This is a genomic window from Vibrio sp. Hal054 (genome assembly GCF_037162405.1).
Taxonomy (GTDB): domain Bacteria; phylum Pseudomonadota; class Gammaproteobacteria; order Enterobacterales; family Vibrionaceae; genus Vibrio; species Vibrio diazotrophicus.
In genome coordinates this window covers 1,057,643-1,083,143 of sequence record NZ_JARLUT010000001.1, presented here as the reverse complement: position 1 = coordinate 1,083,143, position 25,501 = coordinate 1,057,643, and the positions used below count along the sequence as shown (strand labels likewise).

Here is a 25,501-nt window from a genome sequence, read left to right as displayed (position 1 = left end):
CCGCTATAATGCGCACCTCTCAAATACAAGGTCAAAATATGTACAGCGATATTACTCCTATCCATCAACACAAAAAGTACTGGGCAGAATGCTTCGGTACCGCACGCTTTTTACCTACCAGCCGTAAAGAGATGGATGCGCTTGGATGGGATAGCTGCGACATTATCATTGTGACCGGTGACGCTTATGTTGATCACCCAAGTTTTGGTATGGCTATCATTGGTCGTCTGTTGGAAGCACAAGGTTTCCGCGTCGGCATCATTGCGCAACCAGAATGGCAAAATAAAGACGCGTTTATGGCGCTGGGTAAACCGAACTTATTCTTCGGCGTTACAGCAGGCAACATGGACTCGATGATCAACCGTTACACGTCAGACAGAAAATTGCGTCATGATGATGCCTACACTCCGAACAATGAAGGCGGTAAGCGTCCTGATCGTGCAACACTGGTTTACTCTCAGCGTTGTCGTGAAGCTTATAAAGATGTGCCAATTGTACTGGGTGGTATTGAAGCAAGCCTGCGTCGTGTTGCGCACTATGACTATTGGTCAGACAAAGTTCGCCGTTCAGTGCTATTTGATGCGAAAGCCGACATTCTGTTATTTGGTAACGCAGAACGCGCTCTGGTAGAAGTGGCACACCGCTTAGCTGACGGCGAATCAATCAGCGATCTGACTAACGTACGCGGCACAGCAATAAACCTTGCGTCAGTACCTGAAGGTTTCAAGGTTATTGATTCATCAAGAATTGATAAACCAAGTACGCCATTTATACCGACTAACCCGTACGAAGTTGAAACACAATGTGAAACCAAGAAAGAGGAAGAAGAAGCGAAGCCGATTACCGTTCGCCCTTCCCGTCATGATTCAAAAACCACAGCTGTGCGTTTGCCTTCTTACGAGAAACTGATTAATGACCGTATTCTTTATGCTCATGCAAGCCGCGTACTGCATTTAGAGACTAACCCGTATTCAGGCCGTGCTCTGATTCAAAGCCACGGCAACCGTGAGCTTTGGGTTAACCAAGCACCAATCCCATTGTCCACCGAAGAGATGGATTATGTGTTTGATCTGCCGTATGCACGTGTACCGCATCCTAAATACGGCAAAGATAAGATCCCTGCGTATGACATGATTAAAACGTCAGTCAACATTATGCGTGGATGTTTTGGTGGCTGTTCTTTCTGTTCTATTACGGAACACGAAGGTCGAATCATTCAGAACCGTTCGAAAGAATCGATCATCAACGAACTCAAAGAGATCCGCGATAAAGTACCGGGCTTTACTGGCACTATCTCGGATTTAGGTGGCCCAACAGCAAACATGTACCGTTTAGGTTGTTCAGATCCTAAAGCGGAAGCCAACTGTCGTCGACCTTCCTGTGTGTTCCCGGGCATCTGTCATAAACTCAATACCGACCACAAGCACACCATCGATTTATATCGTGAAGCGCGTAAAGTGGAAGGCATTAAGAAAGTGATGATTGCGTCTGGTGTTCGCTACGACCTCGCCATTGAGTCACCTGAATATGTCAAAGAGCTTGTGACTCACCACGTAGGTGGCTATCTGAAAATTGCTCCAGAGCATACGGAAAAGAGCCCGCTTGATCTGATGATGAAACCGGGTATGGGTACATTCGACCGTTTCAAAGAAATGTTTGATAAATACAGTGCTGAAGCTGGCAAGAAGCAATACTTAATTCCTTATTTCATCTCTGCTCACCCAGGTACAGAAGATGAAGATATGGTGAACTTGGCGCTATGGCTAAAAAGCCATAATTACGAGTGTGACCAAGTACAGAACTTCTACCCATCACCAATGTGTAACGCGACGGCGATGTATCACTCTGAAGTGAACCCTTTAAAACGTGTGAAATACAAAAAACGTGAAGATGTCACTGTACCGAAAGGTGATCGTCAAAGACGTTTGCACAAAGCGCTTCTTCGCTATCACGACCCACTAAACTGGCCGCTGATCCGCGAAGCTCTAATCAACATGGGCAAGAAACATTTGATTGGTGATAAACCTAACTGTTTAGTCCCTGCTGAAGATGGTGACAAATTAACGCCAGCACAACGTCGTAAGTCAGGTCGTCACGGTTCAAACCGATTTGCTACTAAGCATACCAAGTCACAACCGGGATTTGATGCACTTCGTGGTGACAATAGTCGTGGTGATAGCGGTCGTGGTGAAAATGGCCGTAAAGAGAACAATCGTGGCGATAACCCACGAGGAAACAAAGCATCGGGCAACAACAAATCCGGTGCAAAAGGTTCCTACGGCAGTTCACAAGGCAGCAGTCGTCCACAAGGTCAAGGTAACGGCCGCCCGCAAAGCAGCGCTCGACCAAATGCAAACAAAGGCAAAGGGCAGAACCGACCTTCTCAACGTACGCAATAAAGCGTTGGTGAACAGCAAAGCATAAAAAAGCGCAGCTCTCAGGCTGCGCTTTTTAGTCAATTATCTGTTGGTTTTTATAAGCAGAAACTAACGCGAATTACGCGTACTGCTCTTCAAACTCTTTCATAAACGAAACAAGTGCTTGAACACCTTCAAGCGTCATTGCGTTATAGATTGATGCACGCATACCACCTACAACACGGTGACCTTTCAGTGAAGTTAAACCACGAGCTTCAGCTAATTCAAGGAAAGTACCGTCTAGTTCAGGCTTCGCTAACTGGAATGGCACGTTCATTAGAGAACGGTTGTCTGGGTGAATCCCGTTGCGGTAGAAATCAGATGAATCAACATAGTCATAAAGCAGTGCTGCTTTTTCACGGTTGATTTTCTCAATCGCTTTCACGCCACCCTGCTCTTTTAACCACTTGAATACCAAGCCTGATAGATACCAAGCGTAAGTCGGTGGCGTGTTGAACATTGAATCTTGTTCTGCCAACAGTTTGTAGTTCAGGATGCCTGGAACAAGGTCACTTGCTAGCTCTAGCAAATCATCTCGTACAATCGCGATACAAATACCCGCAGGGCCAATATTTTTCTGCGCACCCGCGTAGATAACACCATATTTCGAGACATCAATTTCACGAGAAAGAATCGTTGAAGACATGTCAGCAACGATTGGTTTATCCGTTACTGGTAAATCGTTAATCTCGATACCGTCAATGGTTTCGTTTGGACAGAAGTGAACATATGCCGCTTCTGGATCAATCTTCCACTCGCTTGCTGGTAAAATAGCAATTTTGCCGTCTTTTTCTACTTTCGCGTCAAAAACATCTGTTTCGCAATATTTTTTTGCTTCTTTAACTGCGCTTTCTGCCCAGTATCCACCATCAATATAGGTTGCTTTCTTCGCGTTACCCATCAGGTTCAGAGGCACAGCTGCAAATTGTGCACGTGCGCCACCTTGGCAAAATAGTACTTTATAGTTGTCTGGGATATTTAGAAGATCGCGCAAATCCTGCTCTGCTTCTTCTGCCACCTTAATGAAAGGTTTGCTGCGGTGGCTAATTTCCATAACCGAAACGCCCATGCCGTTCCAATTAACAAACTCAGCCTGTGCTTTTTCCATCACGGCTTTTGGTAACGCTGCTGGACCAGCACTAAAGTTGTAAACAGTGTCCGTTTTCGGCTCCATGTGTTCCTTGCTCCTGCTATCGATGATGAGTGTGATTAATACCACTTTTTTCATCGGATAAAAAGCAAGAAAAGAGGTCTTTCGACCTCTTTTCTTCAACTAATCTAAATTTCAAAGACTTTAGAATGTCATAACGGATTAACGCGCCATCATTCCATACATAAACAGAGCAAAAAGAGGAACCTTATGACCATTGGAGAAAACAATATTCCCTTCCTTTATATCTGCTTTTAATTGATAGCCAATGTCGTCTTGCGTCATCATCTCCATCATAAGTAGCTCATCCACGCCCTGTTGGATAGAAGGGTAATCTTCAACCAGTTGATTCGATACAAACGCTTCAAGATCACCCGTTAACGCAGACATAATCACACTCGGGTCTTTCTGTACGTCATTGGTGCCTTCAGGAATGTTAAGCGTCATTTTTGACGAAAACTCCCCCTCGCCAAGATTAAGAGCAAAAGGTTTGATGCTAACAAAGAACCCTTTAGAAAATAGTGAATCAACGTGTGGCATCGCTTTTTCAAGGTCTTCCGCTTCTAAATAGGGATTACTTTGATAGATGTTTGACAGTGCAAGGAAAGCCTCACGGTCTGCGTCACCCAAAGTGAAATCGAGTTGAACATTGTTCACTTCACCGTCATCAACCATAACCTTGCCAACATTCATCTTATGATTGCTGGTAAAACGCGATTTTTCAGTGTTGAACTCAGACTCAAACTGATATGAAGTACTCTCGGCAGAAAACAGAGTCGAACCCAGACCATCGTCAACATTTAAACTTCCGAGTGTGATGTTTTGCTTTCCAATCCAAAATCCTGAATCTTGTTTACCATTACCTTGGCCTGAGAAATCAGAAATCAACATGTTCTCGCCAGTTTCAAAATTCAAAGCAATAGACGGGATAGTAACGTTGAAATCCATTTGTCCCAAAGCTGTAACAGTGCCCGTTACTTGAGAAGATAGAATAGAAATCGCTACAGAATCTGGGCCTTCACTTTGATAATGCCAGTTATCTAGTGTGGAAAAGAAACGGGTGTTTCCATTCAGTTGCGTGGTACTGTTAACCACCAGCGGCGACTCTGGATAATCAGGAAACGTCGACACAGATGAAATACTCGCCAGCCCATGTCGAATATCGCTGTCCACGATAACTTCTGTTGGTAAACCTTCGTGCTGCATTTGCAGTTTAAGAACCGGGTTGGTAACAGTAAAACGTGTTTGCGCATGCGAAGACAGGTAACCACGGTCATAACTGATCAGTTCTGCAGAGATATCGTTATTGCTGACGTGTTTTAAGCCATCGCTAATCACATTCTGACCAATTTGTCCCACAGCTAGAGGCCAACATAACGCCAGCGAGACTGCGCCACCAACTGCACCAATTAATTTTAGTTTTTTCATATAAGTAGGTTCCTATCCTGTTTCATGCAGTCTACCGACAAGGTTCAACGAGCTCAAGGCGGCACTTAGTGAATTGATTGTAAAAGTGTTTGTCCTTCCAGAATATGAGTCGATAGTTGCCGCTGATTTAGCATTCTAAAACCTCGCTCTCAGTTCGTTTTGCGCTCACTTGATAGAGTAATGCTGTCAGATTTCAATATGATGAGAGCAACGTGAATCAATACGCCCTACTCTGCTTAGATAACAACCCTATTAGTATCGAACAATGGCGACATGAACTGCGCTCGTTCGCCACTAAGTTTGACCTTCATACCGCCGATTCTTTTGAAGAAGCTCAGCAGGCGCTGGAGTATCTGGAATCTCAGAATCAAACGGTAGCGTTAGTCATCGCCAGCCATAACGAGAATTTAAACGGTGCGGACTTTTTGATTCATCTGGACAGAATGGACAACACCAAGACTGCTCGTAAAGTTCTAATCAGTTGCGGTCAAGATATTCAGGCGATCGTCAGTGCTGTCAATGAAGGTCGACTGGATTACTGCTTAACTAAGCCCCTGCAAGATAACGTGCTTTATAAAACTGTCGTCCAAGAACTCACCACCTATGTGTTAGAAAATGACAAAGATAACGCGCTTCACTACAGCAGTGTTCTTGATCAGCAAAGGCTTTTGCGTTCACATATCGACAACAAAATGCACTCTTACCGGCAAGGTTTTATCTCTGAGTACCATCAGTTAACCGACGCTGAACTCGCTGATCAGGTCATTGGCGCGTTATATCAGTTTTTTGATAAGCACGATGACACTAAGGCTTGTCGGACATATTCCGCCGAGCACTTGCTCACTGTCGAAGGTCAGGAAAACCGCTTTTTATGGTTTATCACTGAAGGAGAAGTTGCTCTTTATAAAAAAGATAAACATGGTCAACAGCGCGAGGTCGTTAGGCACCAAAAAGGGAATATCGTTGGAGGGATGTCATTTGTGACTGGCGAAAACTCCTTCTCTACCGCAATCACGTTGACTAAAACTGAGGTGATTAAACTAGACAGAGATGTATTTGCCAAAGTCATGCACACCAACACCAGCTTATTGCCGCTTTTTACCAACCTGTTATTGCGTCACTTCAATCGACGCTTACAAAGAAGCATCAACACCAAAATACAGTTACAAGAAACCCTCGAATCACTGGAATCTGCGCATCAACAATTAATTGAAGGTGAAAAAATGGCGATGCTTGGGCAGTTAGTCGCCGGTGTTGCCCATGAACTCAATAACCCAGTGTCAGCAATTTTGCGCGGCACCGACACTCTCTCCAATAATATTGAAAATATTGTCGAGTCATACGCTGATTCAGCAACCAATCACCAAGGCTCACAAATGCTCAAAGCAGCTCTGGCGGCAAAACCGATGTCGACTTCAGAAGAACGTGAGCTCGCTAAACTGCTGGAAAACCAAATACACAACCGTCTTCTCGCTAAGAAAATGGTTAAACTTGGCCTTAATAATAACGAAGAGTCCATCAAACAGGCCAAATCAAATCCGGATGCCATGTTGAAGAACTTGGAATCATTAGAGCGCTACCATCTGACGGGCAGCACTCTTCGCTCCATCAAGGTGTGCGCGCAAAGAATTACCGATATGGTTAAGAGCCTAAAAGGCTATGCACGAGCGGATGATGAAACCTTCCATGTGGTTGACATCCATGAAGGTATCGAGGATACGCTGGTCATTTTTGAAAACCGATTGAAACTTCATAAATTAGTTAAAGAGTATTCATCTATCCCGCCCGTGCGCTGCCTACCAATTGCACTTCAACAAGTGTGGACGAACTTGATTTCTAACGCGATAGACGCTTTCCCTGACAGAGGAGTGTTAGAAATACACTCTTATTTAGGAGAGAAAGACGGGCAAACCTATGCCGTTGTTAGCTTCAAAGATAACGGGCACGGTATTTCAGAAGAAACCAGAGAAAAGATTTTCGAACTCAATTACACAACGAAACGTGAAGGTAATTTTGGCTTAGGTATTGGGCTTTCTATTTGCCAGCAAATTATGCATCAACATAACGGCTGGATTGACGTCGAGTCTAAGCTCGGCGAATACACAAACATGCGAGTATGGCTTCCTTTACTCCTCGCCAGCACTGATTAATAAGGAAAATAACATGAACAAATTCATGATTTTATGTGTCGATGATGAACGAGAAGTACTTGATAGCGTCATGCAGGATATTGATTGCTTTGAAGAAAACTTCATTGTTGAAGCAGCACAGTCTGTTAGCGAAGCCAAGTCAGTTATTGAAGACTACCGCGAGCAAGAAGTCGCATTAGCATTGATCCTATGTGACCACATCATGCCAGAACAGACCGGAATTAGTTTTTTAATTGAACTGAATGATGAACCAGATACAGCAAAAACTCGTAAGGTTTTGTTAACAGGGCAAGCCGGACTCAACGACACCGTAGAAGCGGTTAACCATGCAAGTCTAGACTTTTTTATTGCTAAGCCATGGATGGGCGAACAACTGAGACAAGTAGTTAAAGAACAGCTTACCCACTATGTAATTGAAAATGAGAAAGATCTTATGCCTTGGGTGAGAGTTCTGGATACCGAGAAAATACTCAACGCTATCGCAGAGAAGCGTATGGATTTTGGAGAGTAACCTTCTCTAATAAGCTGGCATTTAAATTGCTAGAATTCTACAAACGACAAAACTATGACATTTTTTGATGGTTTCTCTATACATCAATGCTTTATGATGTCAAAAGAGTTGAAGCTGGATTCAGGAGCAAGTGTGAATCCTTCTTTAAAACCATGGAATTAACGATAAAAACAGGTTTACCGTAACTATGCGTAAAACAATCATTGCAGCAGCACTACTAATTGCTTCGGGACAAAGCTTAGCCGAAGTTGACCGTAACAGCCCATCAATTATGAGCAACTTTAGTTATGACTATGCAGAAGCTCGAATTGGTGCGAGCCCAATGACTTTTGGTGCTGGTATCAGCAAATCAATTCACCCAAATGCTCACGTAATTGGCCGAATCGATTCTGAACTTGAGAGCGATTACGCTGCCGCTGCCGGTTTTGGCTTCCATGCACCAGTAAATAACTGGGCTGATTTCACTGGTGAAATGCTTTTCCGCATTGAAGATAAAAAAGACGGCGCAAGTGCAGATACTGGTATGGAGCTAAATTTGGGTATTCGCCAATGGTTAGGTCCACAACTTGAAGTGGGTGGTAAAGGCGGTTACGTTTCAATTGAAGACAACGATGACTGGATTGCTTCTTTCTACGCACGATTCCACTCAACAGAGTTATTCTCAATTGGTGCTGAAGCTCGTTTCAACGACTCTTATGGTGACCAAATTATGTTTACTACTCGCTTCAAGCTTTAATTTGAATCTAGTAGCCACATGAAAAAGAAAAGCCGAAGTTTAACACTTCGGCTTTTTAATTGGATTAACGCTGGCAACTCTCTAATAACTGACGTTTACGAGGCTCTTGCAGTAGTTTCCAATGAATCCCTTCAATCGCCCCAGCAAATTTCCACAACAGTTTAATATCAACGTCATTACCATAGGTCTGACAAACTTTATTAAACACCGTTGGAGCACCTAGCTTTATAAATGTATCTACATCATCGACACCGGATTTTTTAACCATTCTCTCCAATGTAAGCTGCATGTTAGGCAAATCGCGCAGACGACGGTTCAGCGACGACTTTTGCACAACACGTTGAGAAACTGCGTTTTTAATTGACGTGCCAACAATGGCATCTAATTCTTGATAATTACTCGAGTAAAGGTCTGTGATGTCATAGTAGTTAACTGTCGCTACAGTTTGCTTCTTCACATGACGGTACTTTTCACAACCTAACGCGGTTAACTGATCGTCTAACTCCTCTCCACCGCGGATATATATGCAATCGTTAGTTAACAACGCATACATAGCATCTTCTTGGAATAAACCTATACCACCAAACATTGAACGCTGTTGGCTTTCACCAAACTTATTTACATAGTCGAAAAATGTTCGCTCTACCATAGTCATTGACCCTTTAATCAAATTCCCCGATTAAGAAAGATCACCAGATAGCAGTACAATTTAGCGAATAAAATTAATGATTTAATTATTAGCACCTCATAGCTATGAGGATACCTACTTTGTTATTTGACTATGATAGTTAACGAAGCGAATTAAGTCAGGGCATATCTCACACTCGACCACTTTTTATTTATCAAAAATGAGAATCGACTCGCATTGGTACGTTTTTAAGTATTTAAGATTTAAAAATTCCTTCCACATTCCGATTTTCGACTTGCAATAGAAGAAATTAGCGGCACTGAGAGGGAATCGGTTGCTTATACACATTAGCGAAAGTTAAAATATGCCGACTTCTGCCTACTAATAATTTTTATGAATCACTTATCTTTTTACTGGCTTCCAGACAACAAACAACTTCTGATCAAGGGAGTCGAGAGCGAGTTTGCGAAACTTGTAGAAACCTCGATCAATACAGGGAGAATTACCCTCCCACCGATACCAGATGTGGTATTGCAAATACAAAAAATGTCGTCACAAGAATCGACCACAGTTTCTGATGTAGCAAATTGCCTTGCCGATGATCCTAGCCTTGCCGCCGTTGTGATTCGCATTGCGAACTCCGTGATTTTTAACCGCCGTAATATTACCTGCAATGACTTGACCACTGCCGTTTCACGACTAGGTATTTTGCGCGTTAGAGATATCGTGACAGCTCAAGCTATTGAGCAGTTAAAACACGCCACAAACTTGAGTAAAGAGTGCAACAACATATTGATCCACAGTGCTACCGTTTCTCGGGAGTTGGGTGCGACCATGGTGTTGGTAACACAGGCCTTTAAAGAACTCGACCCGGAACACTATCATCATCTGGAGCAGGAAAAATCCCTGCTTGTTGGTTTACTGGCTGACATTGGATTGTTTTGCTTGGTCAACGAGTACCATCAGTATCTGGAAAACGGTAACTACCTTAATCAAGACATTGCTCTACAGATTTTTCACTCCCGCTGTTCAGACACCAGTCATTTGGTATTAAAGCATTGGGGCTTCGATGCTGACTTTTTAGACGTATGTTGCAACAAACAAAGTGTGGAACATTCTTTCGAAGTCAGTTACCTTGATGTAGCACGAATATCAAACCACTTGCTTATGTTTAGAAAACAAGACGATGCTATTGATGATCACGAAGTAGAAATCAATACGACTGGTGCGGAAGTTCTCTTTAACCTGAGCAATCTTAGCGATATGGAATTTAATTCAAAACTTAGAGCGGTTATAAACGCCAGCGGTTTCTAGACCTTATTTCGAGGAATGTATGCTTTCAGGGATGTTGTTTATCTTTGCCCCACTTGTGGTGGGGTATCTGTTCTCTATTGACAATAAAAATTGGCTAGCAAAACTCAACAGTGCGACTGCATCGCTTGTTTATGTCATCTTATTCCTTATGGGATTAAGTCTTGCATCTCTAGACAATCTGGGTGACAACTTACAGCTCATCATTAAATATACAGCGGTGTTCTTCCTCGTGATTGGTAGCTGCAACCTAGCTGTTTTGCCATTTGTCGATAAACTTCTGCCATTAGAAACCGATGTTAGCCACACCAAATTACCTCTATCCCGAATGGCTCTGGAATCTGCAAAGCTGATTTTAGTTGTCGGAGGAGGATTAGTCATAGGTATCGTACTTGGCTTTGATCTGAGTTGGGTAGACACCGCAAGTGAGTGGATTCTATTTGTTCTGCTGTTCTTTATTGGCATTCAGTTAAGAAATAGTGGCTTATCGCTTGGTCAAATTTTGCTGAATAAACATGGCATGGTTATCGCCAGTGTCATCGTCGTCACTAGCCTTGTTGGCGGCGTAATCGCTTCATTCATTTTGGATATTTCTCTCTACCAAGGGCTTGCGATGGCATCAGGTTTCGGCTGGTATTCTTTAGCAGGCATTCTGATGGGCGATGCATTCGGCCCTGTTTTTGGTGGTGCATCTTTCCTGATTGAATTGCTGCGCGAACTGATATCTTTAGTTCTTATCCCTATGTTTATTGGCCGTATGCCTTGCACATCGATTGGATATGCTGGCGCAACGGCGATGGACTTTACGCTTCCGGTGATTCAAACTACCGGGGGAGTTCGTTGTGTTCCTGTCGCTATCGTCAGCGGATTTATACTAAGCTTGCTCGTTCCAGTTTTGATGCTATTTTTTGTATCTCTCTCGCACTAATTGCATGAGAATTTATGTACATTATGCAACGCTTATAAAAGACGAATTTGTCAGCCCAACATAAAAAAGAAATGCCAGCGCGTCAAAACAAGGCCCGCGAGAGCATAATAACAATAGTTAACAAAGGAACAGTTATGAAACGCCTTCTATCCACACTACTTCTTTCCGCTACTTCTCTAAGTGCGGCTGCCGCAGATAATCAGTGCTTCGCTGGTAAGTATGACGCATACATTGATGCTTCTTTAGGGTGGTATGAGGATCTTGCACAACTCACTACAGATAGTTACCCAGAGCTGGCGGATGTTAGCCAATGGTTTCTAGAAGGTCGTAAAAACCACTTCGAGCTTAACCGTGCAGCAGTACACTACTATCTGGATAACGATGCATCAAAAGTAGCAACAAGCCAACCTGTTGAAGCTTGGTTAAAGCTTGAACAACACGACATTAAAGTACTGGCATCACGCAGTGATGAGCTAGGAAAAATCGCCAAAACCACCTTCGATGATCGCCAATCAAAACCGCACGAAAAAAATTATGAGTTACGTTCCGCATTTGCAGAGCTTTTAAGCCACCCGAAACAAATCGACACTGCGCTTAACCGTTACAATAATGCGATTGCGAAACTAGAAAAAATTGAATGTAAGTAAAAGTACATTTTTTAGCTCATAATTTTCGTAATTTAGGCTTTCCGAATTAAGACGGGACATTAGTCCCGTTTTCGTTTAGATTGTCCCGCTGCAACCCTAAAACTACAACTATATATAGACGCGACATGGTATCAGAACAAAGAACCGCTGATGCGAATTTCGAATCTCTGCTTCGAATCTTCACCGTACCAGAAGGGCCAGACTCAACGCTGACCAGAATAGAAGAAGAACTCTCACGCAATTTAAACAAGTTTTTGCGAGAGCATATCGTTGCCGAAGAGAAATCTCTCAAAGATATCGAAAAAGATTTCTCCGATGCTCACATTCCGGAGCAGCCGGAATTTGTGTCTGATCATACGCAACATCTGCTAGACACCCTTGTGTCTCACTCTGTTCATACCGCTTCACCAAGTTTTATTGGTCATATGACGTCGGCTTTGCCTTACTTCTTAATGCCGCTGTCAAAAATCATGATTGCCTTAAACCAAAACTTGGTAAAAATTGAAACATCGAAAGCTTTCACGCCTTTAGAGCGTCAGGTTTTAGGTATGTTACATCGCTTGATTTACAACCGTGATGACGGCTTCTACTCCTCTTGGATGCACAGTGCAGAACATTCTTTAGGTGCTTTCTGCTCTGGCGGAACCATCGCCAACATCACTGCACTTTGGGTCGCACGCAACAAAGCATTAAAAGCGCAAGGCAGCTTTAAAGGCGTAGAAAAAGAAGGGCTGTTCAAAGCCATGAAGCATTATGGTTATGAAGGCTTGGCTGTTCTCGTTTCCGAACGTGGTCACTACTCTCTCAAGAAGGCAGCAGATGTTCTTGGTATCGGGCAAGAAGGCTTAGTGTCCGTAAAAACTGCGGATAACAACCGCATCTGCCCTAAAGACCTACAAGATAAAATCGCCCAGCTTAAACAACAAAACATCAAACCGTTTGCGGTTATTGGTGTCGCTGGTACGACCGAAACAGGTAATATCGACCCATTAAGAGAAATTGCGAAAGTTTGCCAAGACGAAGGCTGCCACTTCCACATCGATGCAGCTTGGGGCGGCGCGACATTAATGTCGAATAACCACCGTCACCTACTCGACGGTATCGAACTGGCGGATTCAGTAACGATTGATGCCCATAAACAGCTCTACATCCCTATGGGGGCGGGTATGGTGTTGTTTAAAGACCCTGACGCGATGAAGTCGATTGAACACCACGCTCAATATATCTTGCGTAAAGGCTCAAAAGATCTCGGTAGTCATACATTAGAAGGTTCTCGCTCGGGTATGGCAATGCTGGTTTATGCAAGCATGCACATTATTAGCCGAGCTGGTTATGAACTTCTGATCGACCAAAGTATCGCTAAAGCACGCTATTTTGCTGATTTAATTAAAGCTCAACCGGATTTTGAGTTGGTATCAGAACCAGAACTATGCCTTCTGACATATCGTTATTTGCCAGCACATATTAAACAGGCATTAGAAAAAGCGGATGCTAAGCAGAAGCTCGCTCTTAATGAATTGCTCAATGAGTTGACCAAGTTTGTGCAAAAAACTCAACGTGAAACGGGTAAATCATTCGTATCACGTACTCAGTTAAATCCAAAATGTTGGGATCAACTTAATACGATCGTTTTCCGTGTGGTGTTAGCAAATCCGTTAACGACGCATGATATTCTGCATTCGGTGCTAGATGAACAACGTAAGATAGTTCAACAGGCGCCTAACTTAATGCGTCAAATTGAACAGATGGCGCAAAGTATCCTAAGCGCGTAAAAGCTTTGAAAGTTACAGTGAAATTGAAAATTACTTTCGATTTGCTGTAACTTTCTCATCATTCACTCGCTAATATTCTCCAATATCGATAAATCACAGCTAAAAACTGTAGTTTTTTTTAATTTTTAGTTTGAGGCTTGTCATATTCTCATCATCCCGTGGATTTTTCGTTTCGGGATTCCTACAGCTTAGGTTTATACTGACGTCATGGCGTTGGTATTAGGAAATTTATTATTTCCTTATTTTTAAATGGTTTATCCATGAAGCCAACAAGTTGTTCTCTATGCCTGCGTGAACACTATGAATACATTAGAAAAAATTCAAAAAAATCTGGAAAATTTTAGCAAGTCAGAGCGCAAAGTCGCTGAAGTTATTATGGCTTCACCACAGACTGCCATTCACTCTAGCATTGCAACATTAGCGAAAATGGCTGATGTGAGTGAACCGACTGTAAACCGTTTTTGTCGTCGCCTAGACACAAAAGGTTTTCCTGATTTCAAACTACATTTAGCGCAAAGCCTTGCTAACGGAACACCTTACGTCAATCGTAATGTTGAAGAAGACGATGGTCCGGATGCTTATACCCATAAGATTTTCGAATCAACTATGGCGTGTTTAGATGTAGCGAAAAACAGCTTAGAGCCAATGCAAATTAATCGTGCCGTTGACCTTCTGACACAGGCGAAGCGTATTTCGTTTTTCGGATTAGGGGCTTCGTCAGCAGTCGCTCGTGATGCGCAAAACAAGTTCATTCGTTTTAATATTCCGATCAGCTGCTTTGAAGACATTGTAATGCAACGTATGAGCTGCATTAACTGTACTGATAATGACGTTATCGTTCTTATCTCGCATACTGGCAGAACAAAGAGCCAAGTTGAGATCGCTAATCTCGCTCGTGAAAATGGCGCAACTGTTATTGCGATTACAGCAAAAGATTCACCTCTTGATAAAGCGGCGTCTTTATCTATCTGTCTGGATATTCCAGAAGATACTGATGTGTATATGCCGATGGCGAGTCGCGTTGTTCAGATGACGATCATCGATGTTTTGGCTACAGGCTTTACATTACGCAGAGGCTCAGGTTTCCGCGAAAACTTGAAGAGAGTAAAAGAAGTACTGAAAGACTCTCGTTATGACAAGTCTTCACAATTCTAAAAAAAACGGAGCTTAGGCTCCGTTTTTCTTTCCCTTGATTGCATTAACTATTCCGTTTTTGAACCTTCTTCTCTCATAGAATTGTAGAGCAGTTCAACCTTGCCACTCATCTGAACCTCAGCTGGCTCTTGGCAAACACCACTGCACTCACAAACTTGATTCAAAATATACACCAAACGCTCTTTGGTCAGTGGGATCGGGTTTCCCTTTATCGAATTGGATTTCAATGCATCTTGAGCCACTTTTTCAAAAGAGGTATTGCATACACCAAAGCTACTTAGTAACGGCAATCCTAACGTGTCGAGCATATCTTCAACCCAGGCAACTCCGTCTTCTATTTTTGCCTGACTGTTGCCTGTAAGCAGTTCCGCTAAGTGCGTGTATCGATGAAGAATGTCATCTCGGCCAGCTAGTCGCGCAGCATTGATGTTTTCAAGCATGACATACGGCGAAAGACGAGCAGTAATTACGCTGTGCGGAGCTTCCAACTTGCCACACAGTGCCGACGCTAACCCGTGAGCAGCACCCAACTTAGCATTGGTTGATGCCATCCCGCCCAACATGGCAGCAAAAGAAAGATCAGCACGAGCAGTTCTATCATCTTGTAGACATGCAGGTAGCACAGCCCGAGAAAGCTTGCGCATCCCCTCCTCACACACCATATCCGTAAGTGGATTCGGGTCTCCGCAAACATACGACTCCATAAGATGCGTGAAGGTTTCCATCGCACCGCGTCCTGAAATCAGAGGCTCTGTGCCGTAGGTTAACGTCGGATCCACTATCGCAACATCAGGGATCATATCCGGACTACGCAGGCTCACTTTCACCTTATCCTGACCAGACTTTAGAACGGCTTTACGCGTGACTTCCGAACCTGTGCTGGCGGTAGTGGGGATCGCAATCATAGGTAGAGGTTTAGTTTTTAGGGGAACACAACGACCCAGCACTTCAACATAGTCATAAACGTTGCCTTGATTGGGAATAATTGCCGCTAACGCTTTCCCCATATCAAGAACACTACCACCACCTATTGCGACGACGAGATTCGGAGAAAAACGACGTCCGATGATGGCTGTTTCTTCCACCATGGTAATATTCGGTTCACCCGAAATAGATACATGCTGATAACGGAGCTTTTGTTGATTGAGATAGTCGACAATTGGTCGAGCACGTTCACTCTGCTTACCAGAGACTAAGAGAACGCTGTAGCCAAATTGTTTAATCAATGAGAGGGAGTTTTCGAGAGCCCCTTCCCCAAAGATAATTCGGCTGGACGTCATGAACTGAAACATAGTGGAACTCCATTCCGCTACAATAAGTTGCAACTAGATTGCCCCTATCCAAAACGGTTTTTTTTGACGCAGGGCAATTCATAAGCAATAACCACTTTTTTTACCTAAGAATATGCTCCAAATCACGTATGCCAAGACTCAATGGTGAATGCTACTTTCAGCTCTGCATTAACAGAATAATAATTAATCGTAAAAAGTCGTCTTTTTAGGCATTTTTTTAGTTCATCAGTAACGCGTTCAAAACGCACTTCTTTCGATAGGTTTTAACTATTAAAACAAGTGATAAATGCAGCTTTATTTTCTATGTGGGATCGGGCATAGTAGTCTCAAATGAATTATAGGAGAAAGATATGTTCGCAGTTATTTTTGGTCGCCCAGCCTGCCCTTATTGTGTTCGTGCTAAAGAGCACGCTGAAACGCTAAAAGCAAAACGTGACGATTTTAACTACCGTTATGTTGATATTCATGCGGAAGGTATCTCAAAAGCAGATTTAGAAAAGACTGTAGGTAAGCCAGTAGAAACGGTTCCTCAGATCTTCCTTGACCAAGAACACATTGGTGGCTGTACAGAATTTGAAGCTTACGCGAAAGAACACCTAGGTCTTTTCGACGAGTAACAATGCAAATTGCTGCATAAAAACGATGACTAAATAGCCCGCAATATTAAGCGGGCTTTTTTTATTGATAATCGACAGGTTTGCTCAAGAATTTACTTATTTTTTTGTTATTACGTTAGAATCGTCACACTTTATAGTTCTACTGTTGCACATGTAATAATTGAGATAATTTGTGAACATCGACGTCGTCCTTTTACTTGAACAAAATCCGATATTGCTAATTTTTGTCGTATTAGCACTTGGCTTAACTATCGGCAAAATTCGTTTTGGCAGCCTGCAGTTAGGCAACTCAATCGGTGTACTCATCACTTCTTTGTTGATGGGACATTTAGGGTTTTACATTAACCCTGAAACGTTAACTATCGGTTTTATGCTCTTTATCTACTGTGTCGGTATTGAAGCTGGACCGAACTTTTTCGGTATCTTCTTCCGCGACGGTAAAGATTATCTCATTCTCAGTATCGTCGTACTGACGACAGCAACATGGATCACCTATTTCGGCGGTTATTATCTCAACCTCGATTTTGGACTCGCTGCCGGTATGATGGCAGGCGCCCTCACCTCTACACCCGTGCTAGTCGGTGCTCAAGACGCATTGAACTCAGGGTTAGCTACCGCACCACGTAATATGGAACTATCAACCATTCTGGAGAATATGTCTGTCGGTTATGCGATGGCGTATCTGATTGGTTTAATCAGTATGATTCTGTTTGCCAAGCTGCTACCTAGACTGCAAAAGCAGAACCTATCCGACTCCGCACAACAAATTGCTCAAGAACGAGGCATTGGCGGTAACAGCCAACGCAAAGTCTATCTACCAATTATTCGTGCATATCGAGTTGGTCCTGAACTGATTAAATGGGTAGATGGTCGCAACCTTCGCGAGTTAGGCATCTATGGTCAAACAGGCTGCTACATCGAACGAATCCGTCGTAATGGTATTCTAGCCCATCCAGACGGTGAAGCTATTTTGCAAGAAGGCGATGAAATTGCACTGGTTGGTTACCCTGATAGCCACGCTCGTCTTGATTCCAGTTTCCGCGAAGGTAAAGAAGTCTTTGACCGTAACTTGCTGGATTTGCGTATTTCTGAAGAAGAAATCGTGGTTAAGAACGACAAATATGCTCAGAAGCGTTTATCCGATTTGAATTTATCTGAATACGGCTGTTTCCTAAACCGAGTTGTCCGTGCGCAGGTAGAAATGCCGATGGATTTAGATATCGTGCTTGCCAAAGGTGACATCCTTCAGGTGAGTGGCGAAAAAAGCAAAGTGTTAGGTTTAGCTGACAAAATCGGTTTCATTTCGATTCACAGCCAAATGGCAGATTTGCTGGCATTCTGTAGCTTCTTCATCTTGGGCATACTGTTCGGTTTAGTTACCATGACTTTCGGTCAGGTCTCATTTGGTTTAGGTAATGCTGTCGGTCTTTTACTATCAGGTATTACGCTAGGCTTCTTACGAGCAAACCACCCTACCTTCGGGTATGTTCCGCAGGGTGCACTGAACATGGTGAAAGACTTAGGCTTGATGTTTTTTATGGCTGGCATAGGTTTAAGCGCCGGTGGAAACATGTTCCAGCATTTATCTGAAGTAGGTGTGCAAGTGCTTGGCCTTGCGTTCTTGGTTAGCTTTGTACCCGTTGTGTTTGCTTATCTCGTTGGTGCTTACTTGCTTAAGATGAACCGAGCACTTCTTTTCGGTGCCATCATCGGCGCACGTACTTGTGCCCCTGCGATGGATATCGTGAACGACTACGCTAAGTCGACCATTCCAGCACTGGGTTATGCAGGCACTTATGCGATTGCCAACGTTCTGATGACACTGACAGGTACCATCGTTATTCTCTTGTTCTAGCTTTCAAATACCGCTGCTTAGGCAGCGGTTTAAAGCGATGACCTAAACGATGAATGCAAAACAAAAAAATCGATGAAAGAAAAAAGGCGCTTTTAATAAGCGCCTTTTATTTATTTCGAATCCGAGGGATTAGATATCAATAACGTCAAATGCCACTTCTGGGTTAACGTCTGCATCATAATCCACGCCTTCAACACCGAAACCGAACAGTTTTAAGAACTCTTCTTTGTAGAGTTCGTAGTCTGTCAGCTCTTTTAGGTTCTCAGTGGTAATTTGAGGCCATAGGTCGCTACAGTGTTTTTGGATATCTTCGCGAAGTTCCCAGTCATCTAGACGCAGACGGTTTTTCTCGTCTGTTTCTGGCGCTGTACCGTCTTCTTTATATAGACGTTGGCTGAACATGCGGTAGATTTGCTCCATACAGCCTTCATGGATGCCTTCTTCACGCATTTTCTTGAATACCATCGCAATGTACAGAGGCATTACCGGAATTGCAGAACTTGCTTGAGTCACAACAGATTTAAGAACCGCTACGTTTGCAGTACCGCCTGTTGCAGATAGCTTCTCGTTCAGAGCTGCTGCTGCACGATCTAAGTCCATCTTCGCACGACCTAACGCACCATCCCAATAGATTGGCCAAGTTAGTTCAGTACCGATGTAGCTATAGGCAACTGTTTTACAGCCTTCAGCTAGAACACCACCTTCTTCAAGCGCTTGCATCCAAAGTTCCCAATCCTGACCACCCATTACAGTAATCGTGTCTTGGATTTCTTCTTCAGTTGCAGGCTCAACGCTTGCTTCAATGATGACATCTTTATTGGTGTCAACCGCTGTTGAAGTGTAAGTCTCACCAATTGGCTTTAGTGAAGAACGAACCACTTCGCCTGTTTCAGGCATTTTACGAACTGGAGACGCAAGAGAGTAAACAACTAGGTCAATTTGACCTAGGTCTTGCTTAATAAGCTCTACAGCTTTTTGTTTAGCTTCGTTTGAGAATGCATCGCCGTTCAGGCTTTTCGCATATAGACCTTCTTCGTGAGCAAGTTTGTCAAATGCTGCTGCATTGTAGAAACCTGCAGTACCAGTCTTCTTCTCTGAACCCGGTTTTTCGAAGAAAACACCGATGGTTGCAGCACCGCCGCCAAACGCAGCAGCAATACGAGAAGACATACCGTAGCCACTAGAAGAACCGACAACAAGCACGCGCTTAGGCGCATTCTTGATTGGACCTTGTGCTTTAGTGTAAGCAATTTGTTCTTTTACATTAGCTTCACAACCCACTGGGTGCGTTGTTGTACAGATAAATCCGCGAATTTTAGGTTTGATGATCATATTCAACTTCCTTCAAAAATCTTCGCTAGGATAAAAGGTTCAACCACAATTCGCACCCTATTTCTGTAAAAATAGTCCGATTTAGCAAGTGGTTGGATCACTTTCCATCAACATTTTCCAAGCGACATAAAAAAGGCTTCACTATGGAAGCCTTTATATAAGTGATCACTCTTATCCTTAAGCTACGTTGTTTAGCTTAGGTTTCACTGTCTGATTGGTCAAAACTTTTGAAAAATCATGGCTAAAGTGATCCACTTGAATCGCCTTATAACGCAGTTTTTCAGCCGCCAAAATGGCATCAATTTCATCAGCAGTGAGCACACCCGCTTCTTTGGCTTGAATTAGACGGTCTGCGAGTAAACCTTTACGAGCCACTTTACCCTCTTTCACGCCGCGATAGAGTTTCTTCTCAAGGCCTTGAATAGCGTAAAGCGACAGGAATGCTTTTTCCATCAAGCCAACACTGTCATCCTCACTCTTTCCGATATAGCAAAGATGTGTCAGGCGGTCACGATGAGCGCCTGGAATCATTAAGCTTTCAGCCACAGCAAGCGTTAAATCGTTGCTAGGCGCTTGATAATGATTACCCAGCGGGAACAATAGACCTTTCAGCAGCTTACCTACCGCTTTAGTCGGGTAGTTTCGGTACACTTCGTTCAAAGACTTCGCAGCATGGTACAAACAGTGTTGCATTGCATAATGAACATAGTTTAGGTCAGACTGCTGACGACCGTCATCTTCGTACTTCTTCAGTACCGCTGACGCCATGTATAAATAGCTCAAGCCGTCACCCAAACGGGCAGAGATCATCTCTTTACGTTTCAGTTCACCGCCAAGCGTTAACATCGCCATATCAGCACTCACTGCCAACACGCGGCTTAGGCGAGTAAGTTGTTTGTAGTAGATTTTTGTTGGGCCACTCATATGCGCTTTAACAAATGCAGAACCTGTTAACGCCGCAGTAAGTGCACCAATCGAGTTTTTCGTTGCATGACCGATATGCTTGAACAGCAACTTATCAAACTCTTTCGCCCCTTCTTTTTCATCAGGGTCCGCCGCCGCTTCCATCTCTTTCAATACATATGGATGACAGCGCGTCGCACCTTGACCGAAAATCATCAGGTTACGAGTAAGAATGTTTGCACCTTCTACGGTAATTGCGACCGGAATACCTAAGTAATGGCTCGCCAGATAGTTCATCGGGCCGTCTTGAATTGCGCGACCAGAATGAATGTCCATAGAGTCATTCAAAATGGTACGAGCGATTTCGGTCATGTGGTACTTTGCAATTGCAGTAACAATACCCGGTTTCTCTTTCAGATCCAGAGAAGTGGTCGTCAGTGTTCGAGTCGCCTCTAGCAGATAAGTTAAACCACCAATTCGGCCTAGAGATTCAGCAACACCTTCAAATTTACCAATCGGCATACCAAACTGCTTACGAACGTAGGCATAAGCACCTGTAGTACGAGCTGTTAGATGACCAATCGCTGTACCTAATGCAGGAAGCGAGATACCGCGACCTGCTGACAGGCATTCCACCAGCATACGCCAACCTTTACCTGCGTAATCTGAGCCGCCAATCAGCCAATCCATAGGGATAAACACATCGTTACCGCGTGTTGGTCCATTCATAAACGCAAGCCCGAGCGGATCATGACGTTCACCAATCTCTACCCCTTCGTGACTCGCAGGAATCAACGCACAGGTAATACCGATATCTTCTTTGTCACCGAGTAACTTTTCAGGGTCGCTCAGTTTGAATGCCAAGCCAACCACTGTTGCCACGGGTGCAAGCGTGATATAGCGTTTGTTCCAGCTTAAACGAATGCCCAGAACTTCTTTACCTTCGTGTTTGCCGTAACACACTACGCCTTGGTCAGGAATACCACCCGCATCAGAACCGGCTTCTGGTCCTGTTAGTGCGAAACATGGAATGTCTGTACCGTCAGCAAGGCGCGGCAACCAGTAGCCTTTTTGCTCTTGAGTGCCGTAGTGAGAAAGTAACTCACCTGGACCTAAAGAGTTGGGAACCATGACGGTTACTGCTGCACTAATTGAACGTGTCGCAATGCGTGAAACGATGGTTGAGTTTGCTAAAGCAGAGAACTCACGACCGCCATATTCAGTAGAGATGTTTAGAGAGAAGAAACGCTCTTTGCGCATGAATGTCCAGACATCCTCTGGCAAGTCGCGGTCTTCTTTTACTATTTTATGGTCATCAAGCATTTCAAGCAGGGTTTCCAGCTCGTTATCCATAAATGACTGTTCTTCAGCAGTAAACGACGGTTTTGGGTAATGGTGAAGCTTTTGAAAATCTGGCTGACCAGAAAACAGCTCACCATCCCACCAAACACTGCCCGCTTCCATTGCTTCTTTTTCAGTACTAGACAACGGTGGCAATACCTTCTTAAACAACTTAAAGGCAGGGTCACTTATCCATTTTTGTCGTAGAGAGCTCATTGTTCAGATCCTTTTGTTCACGGGACTTTATTATTATTTTTAGCTTATATTTTCGCTGCAACGCCAGCAGCAAGATATGGAATGATCTGGTCAACAACGACTTTTGCATCGACCTTACTTCCAAAATCATTTTCTGCGATTTCTGCCAGCGCCTTACTTGAAGCCATAGTGAAAACACATGTGCCTAAGGTAAAGTGCAGACGCCAAAACAGAGTTTCGCGTGTTAATTCAGGGTTCGCTTTCATTACCGAGTCTGTAAACAATTTCAATACATCTTGATAACGAGTGGTGATAAACCAGCGCAGATGCCCCTGCACATCTGTATAACCTCTTCCGATCAACAACATAAAACGGCTGGTACCGTGTGTACTGACCTTGTTTAGGTTCTTCAAAGGTTCACGCAACGATTCAAACACTTCCTCCATTGAGTAAGACTCACGTTGATTCAACGCAATCAGAGCTTTGTGTACTTCAGGCATAAATGCCTCTAAGTAACGGTTCAGCACTGCGCGAACCAAAGTTTTCTTATCACCGAAGTGATAATTCACTGAAGCTAAATTGACTCCGGCTTTGCCGGTAATCGTTCTTAACGAGGTATCATTAAAACCTTGTTCAGCGAAAAGCCCTTCAGCTACATCCAGTATTTTTTCTTTGGTACTACTTCTCGACGCCATTCATCACTCACAGGAAACACTTAAATCAAACACCTGTTTGAAATATACTTCTGATACACAAAATTAACAACAGATTAACATCACACTTCTTGATCTTACTTTGCCATTTCCTTGCATCCCCTTGTCATCGATAGAGAAAAACAAAAAACTTAATCTTTTTTCATTCCCCAAGGAACTAAACCCAAAATGCATAGTCCTAATTAGTGTCCGTTGTTAGCGCATTAAGAGTTTCACAGGCCGTCAAACTGTTTTTCTTCTAACAACACGAACACCACTGCTTTTCATATTTAACTCCATTTTTGTATCCGCCCAGATCGCTTATGTTCTGGGCTTTTTTTATTCATTTCAAACACCCACGGGTTAAATGCACTAAGGGATATGACTTTTCTTCAACGATGAATAGATGCAAGATAGAACCAAATAGGTCTAGGCTTGTTGCTTTAGGCGGTAAGCGATGCAAATGAACGAGCGTTGAAATGAAAAAAATATTGCTGGTAGAAGATAATCGAGAAGTGGCAGGAATATTGTTTGATTACTTTGAAAGTGAAGGGATGGAGCTCGACTATGCCGACAATGGCGAGCTAGGCCTCAAGCTGGCTTTAGAAACCCCGTTTGACGCCATCATTTTAGATCTGATGCTACCGCGTATGGATGGATTAACCGTCTGTGAGAAACTCAGAGAGGCCGGTAATACCACACCTGTGCTAATGCTGACTGCTTTGGATAGCCGTGAAGATATGTTGAGCGGCTTTAAATACGGCGCCGATGACTACCTGACCAAACCTTTTGATCTCGAAATTCTTGAAGCTCGCCTGCACGCGTTAATTAAGCGTTATAGAAGGACAGTAACTGAAACGTCTTTCGAATTCGCTAGCCTACGCATCGATCAAAAAACGCATCAGGCGTATCGAGACGGCATCAAGCTTTCATTAAATCCAACCACCTATTCCATTTTGGAACTGCTTTGCCAACGTGCTCCCGATGTAGTCACTCGCGAAGAAATTACGGATATGCTTTGGCAGGATAACGAGCCAAACAACGATGTACTGCGTAGCCATATTTACCAACTACGTAACCAGTTAGATAAGCCTTTCGAGTCTCCTATGCTAGTCACCGTGCCTAAAATTGGCTTCCGTTTGGAGAAGGTATAATGAACACCATTAGTTTTGCCAATACCCGTACTCTTACTGGTCAGTTGGCCCTATTTTTTACTGGTGTTGCTTTAGTTATGGGCTTAGCCAGTTACATTATTTTTTATACCGCCCTGCACTGGTCAGAAGACAAAGTGGGTGAACGACGTATCGAGATAGATAAGAACGAAGCCATCACTCGCTTTATGAATGGTGAACAAGGCAAAATCACCATTGATGTCCTTACCACTGCCTATAACGATATCAGCCTAGTTCCAGCCGAATACCATAAGTATTTTGAAGGCAGAGATAGCTTTGTCGGTGAAGTCGGAAGCGACCCAGATTCACGTATGGTGTTTTTCAGCTACTACTATAAAGATGGTTCAAGAAAACCCGTTATCTTACTGTCGGATATCAACCAGATAGAGTTTGGGAAAAATGAAACCTTATTCTCAGGTCTTATTGTTGTTACCAGTGTCGCGGGACTTCTGCTTATCTTTGGCGGCCTATTGTTACGACTCTCGCAACGTTTGATTGAACCAATTAATAACCTCACACAGCAACTGACAGAACACAGTGGCAACGCTGCTCACGTATTTGAAATACCTAGCGGCGGTGCGAGTGAATTTAAAATTCTAGCCGACGAGCTCAATCAATATCGCCATGAAATTCACAGTCTAATCAAACGTGAGCAAGCATTTGCCCGTTATGCCAGCCACGAGCTAAGAACACCGTTAACCATAGTAAAAGGTGCTAGCAAATTGTTGGAACGCAATGCCTCTGATGATTTCCAGAAACGTCAAATCGTGCGTATCAATGAAGCCACCGCTCAGATGAGCACCATGGTTGACGCTTTGCTTGGCCTTGTGCGCTATGAACGCAGTGAAGAGGAAGCCGTTGTCAGAGAAGTGAGTAAAACTGAATTTGAAACCATTATTGAACTCAACAGTGCTCAGGCTAAAGACAAAGATATCGACATTGCTTTGGTTTTCCACCAAATGCCTCAGCTCAAAGCGGCACCCGCTGTTTTAAATATGGTGGTAGGAAACTTGCTGCGAAACGCCATAGCCGCCACACATCAAGGAGAGATCACGCTGGAAGTCTCTGCTGACTCTTTGTGCGTCAGAGACAATGGCCCCGGTCTTAATCAAGCAAAAAATCAAGATGGGCATGGCTTAGGTTTACTGATAGTAGAAGACTTATGTCGCCGATATCACTGGCATTTTTCGATTAAGAATCGTCCTACTACTGGCTGCGAAGCCTTAATCAGTTTTGGGCAATAAACTTACGTGTGAGCGAAGTTGTTAA

Annotated in this window: 20 protein-coding genes; 13 read left to right on the top strand and 7 right to left on the bottom strand. The window is 43.5% G+C overall.

Annotated features, from left to right (window positions below; genetic code table 11):
* Positions 1-38 precede the first annotated feature (38 nt).
* A complete protein-coding gene (locus P4S58_RS04960) occupies positions 39-2,399 on the top strand; it encodes a YgiQ family radical SAM protein (RefSeq protein ID WP_102965580.1) in 2,361 nt (786 codons plus the stop codon).
* 97 nt (positions 2,400-2,496) lie between these two features.
* Here the strand turns inward: P4S58_RS04960 and serC are convergent, their stop codons facing one another.
* Positions 2,497-3,591 (bottom strand): 3-phosphoserine/phosphohydroxythreonine transaminase, encoded by a 1,095-nt coding sequence (gene serC, locus P4S58_RS04955; protein WP_180980122.1) that lies wholly within the window; start codon positions 3,589-3,591, stop codon positions 2,497-2,499.
* Positions 3,592-3,729: 138 nt separating this feature from the next.
* A complete protein-coding gene (locus P4S58_RS04950) occupies positions 3,730-4,995 on the bottom strand; it encodes a DUF945 family protein (RefSeq protein WP_337163049.1) in 1,266 nt (421 codons plus the stop codon).
* 212 nt (positions 4,996-5,207) lie between these two features.
* Here P4S58_RS04950 and P4S58_RS04945 point away from each other — a divergent pair, with 212 nt between their 5' ends.
* From P4S58_RS04945 to P4S58_RS04935, 3 genes are all read left to right on the top strand, one after another.
* Positions 5,208-7,145 (top strand): ATP-binding protein, encoded by a 1,938-nt coding sequence (locus tag P4S58_RS04945; protein WP_102955200.1) that lies wholly within the window; start codon positions 5,208-5,210, stop codon positions 7,143-7,145.
* A 13-nt stretch (positions 7,146-7,158) separates the two neighbouring features.
* Positions 7,159-7,656, top strand: a complete 498-nt coding sequence (locus P4S58_RS04940; protein WP_102955199.1) for a response regulator — start codon at positions 7,159-7,161, stop codon at positions 7,654-7,656.
* Positions 7,657-7,843: 187 nt separating this feature from the next.
* Entirely contained in the window at positions 7,844-8,392 is a 549-nt protein-coding gene (locus P4S58_RS04935) for a hypothetical protein (protein ID WP_042488276.1), read from the top strand.
* A gap of 64 nt (positions 8,393-8,456) precedes the next feature.
* Here P4S58_RS04935 and P4S58_RS04930 read toward each other — a convergent pair whose 3' ends face one another.
* Positions 8,457-9,041, bottom strand: a complete 585-nt coding sequence (locus tag P4S58_RS04930; protein ID WP_042488274.1) for a TfoX/Sxy family DNA transformation protein — start codon at positions 9,039-9,041, stop codon at positions 8,457-8,459.
* Between the two features lie 372 nt (positions 9,042-9,413).
* Between P4S58_RS04930 and P4S58_RS04925 the strand changes: the two genes are divergently transcribed.
* The 5 genes from P4S58_RS04925 (at position 9,414) to P4S58_RS04905 (ending at position 14,833) form a co-directional block, all read left to right on the top strand.
* Positions 9,414-10,334: an HDOD domain-containing protein gene (locus P4S58_RS04925; RefSeq protein WP_102954776.1), complete on the top strand. Its 921-nt coding sequence runs from the start codon at positions 9,414-9,416 to the stop codon at positions 10,332-10,334.
* A gap of 19 nt (positions 10,335-10,353) precedes the next feature.
* Positions 10,354-11,259, top strand: a complete 906-nt coding sequence (locus P4S58_RS04920) for a lysine exporter LysO family protein (protein ID WP_042488269.1) — start codon at positions 10,354-10,356, stop codon at positions 11,257-11,259.
* Positions 11,260-11,393: 134 nt separating this feature from the next.
* Positions 11,394-11,906 (top strand): hypothetical protein, encoded by a 513-nt coding sequence (locus P4S58_RS04915; RefSeq protein WP_042488266.1) that lies wholly within the window; start codon positions 11,394-11,396, stop codon positions 11,904-11,906.
* Between the two features lie 125 nt (positions 11,907-12,031).
* A complete protein-coding gene (gene panP / locus P4S58_RS04910) occupies positions 12,032-13,678 on the top strand; it encodes a pyridoxal-dependent aspartate 1-decarboxylase PanP (RefSeq protein WP_042488263.1) in 1,647 nt (548 codons plus the stop codon).
* A 300-nt stretch (positions 13,679-13,978) separates the two neighbouring features.
* A complete protein-coding gene (locus tag P4S58_RS04905; RefSeq protein ID WP_042488260.1) occupies positions 13,979-14,833 on the top strand; it encodes a MurR/RpiR family transcriptional regulator in 855 nt (284 codons plus the stop codon).
* Positions 14,834-14,880: 47 nt separating this feature from the next.
* Here the strand turns inward: P4S58_RS04905 and P4S58_RS04900 are convergent, their stop codons facing one another.
* A complete protein-coding gene (locus tag P4S58_RS04900) occupies positions 14,881-16,125 on the bottom strand; it encodes an iron-containing alcohol dehydrogenase (RefSeq protein ID WP_102968169.1) in 1,245 nt (414 codons plus the stop codon).
* A 350-nt stretch (positions 16,126-16,475) separates the two neighbouring features.
* On the opposite strand from P4S58_RS04900, the gene P4S58_RS04895 reads away from it, so the two are divergent.
* Entirely contained in the window at positions 16,476-16,742 is a 267-nt protein-coding gene (locus P4S58_RS04895; RefSeq protein ID WP_042488255.1) for a GrxA family glutaredoxin, read from the top strand.
* Positions 16,743-16,914: 172 nt separating this feature from the next.
* Positions 16,915-18,597: an aspartate:alanine antiporter gene (locus tag P4S58_RS04890; protein WP_042488254.1), complete on the top strand. Its 1,683-nt coding sequence runs from the start codon at positions 16,915-16,917 to the stop codon at positions 18,595-18,597.
* Positions 18,598-18,726: 129 nt separating this feature from the next.
* Here the strand turns inward: P4S58_RS04890 and fabV are convergent, their stop codons facing one another.
* From fabV to P4S58_RS04875, 3 genes are all read right to left on the bottom strand, one after another.
* A complete protein-coding gene (fabV, locus tag P4S58_RS04885) occupies positions 18,727-19,929 on the bottom strand; it encodes an enoyl-ACP reductase FabV (protein WP_042488251.1) in 1,203 nt (400 codons plus the stop codon).
* Between the two features lie 177 nt (positions 19,930-20,106).
* Positions 20,107-22,389, bottom strand: coding sequence for an acyl-CoA dehydrogenase (locus P4S58_RS04880; RefSeq protein ID WP_102968168.1), 2,283 nt, complete (start codon positions 22,387-22,389; stop codon positions 20,107-20,109).
* A 44-nt stretch (positions 22,390-22,433) separates the two neighbouring features.
* Positions 22,434-23,063, bottom strand: coding sequence for a TetR/AcrR family transcriptional regulator (locus P4S58_RS04875; protein WP_042488247.1), 630 nt, complete (start codon positions 23,061-23,063; stop codon positions 22,434-22,436).
* A gap of 476 nt (positions 23,064-23,539) precedes the next feature.
* Here P4S58_RS04875 and P4S58_RS04870 point away from each other — a divergent pair, with 476 nt between their 5' ends.
* Both P4S58_RS04870 and P4S58_RS04865 read left to right on the top strand, forming a co-directional pair.
* Complete coding sequence (locus P4S58_RS04870; protein WP_042488245.1) at positions 23,540-24,214, top strand: response regulator transcription factor; 675 nt, start codon at positions 23,540-23,542, stop codon at positions 24,212-24,214.
* Positions 24,214-25,476, top strand: a complete 1,263-nt coding sequence (locus tag P4S58_RS04865) for a sensor histidine kinase (protein ID WP_102968167.1) — start codon at positions 24,214-24,216, stop codon at positions 25,474-25,476. Before P4S58_RS04870 ends, P4S58_RS04865 begins: the two co-directional genes overlap by 1 nt.
* The last annotated feature ends 25 nt before the right edge of the window (positions 25,477-25,501 follow it).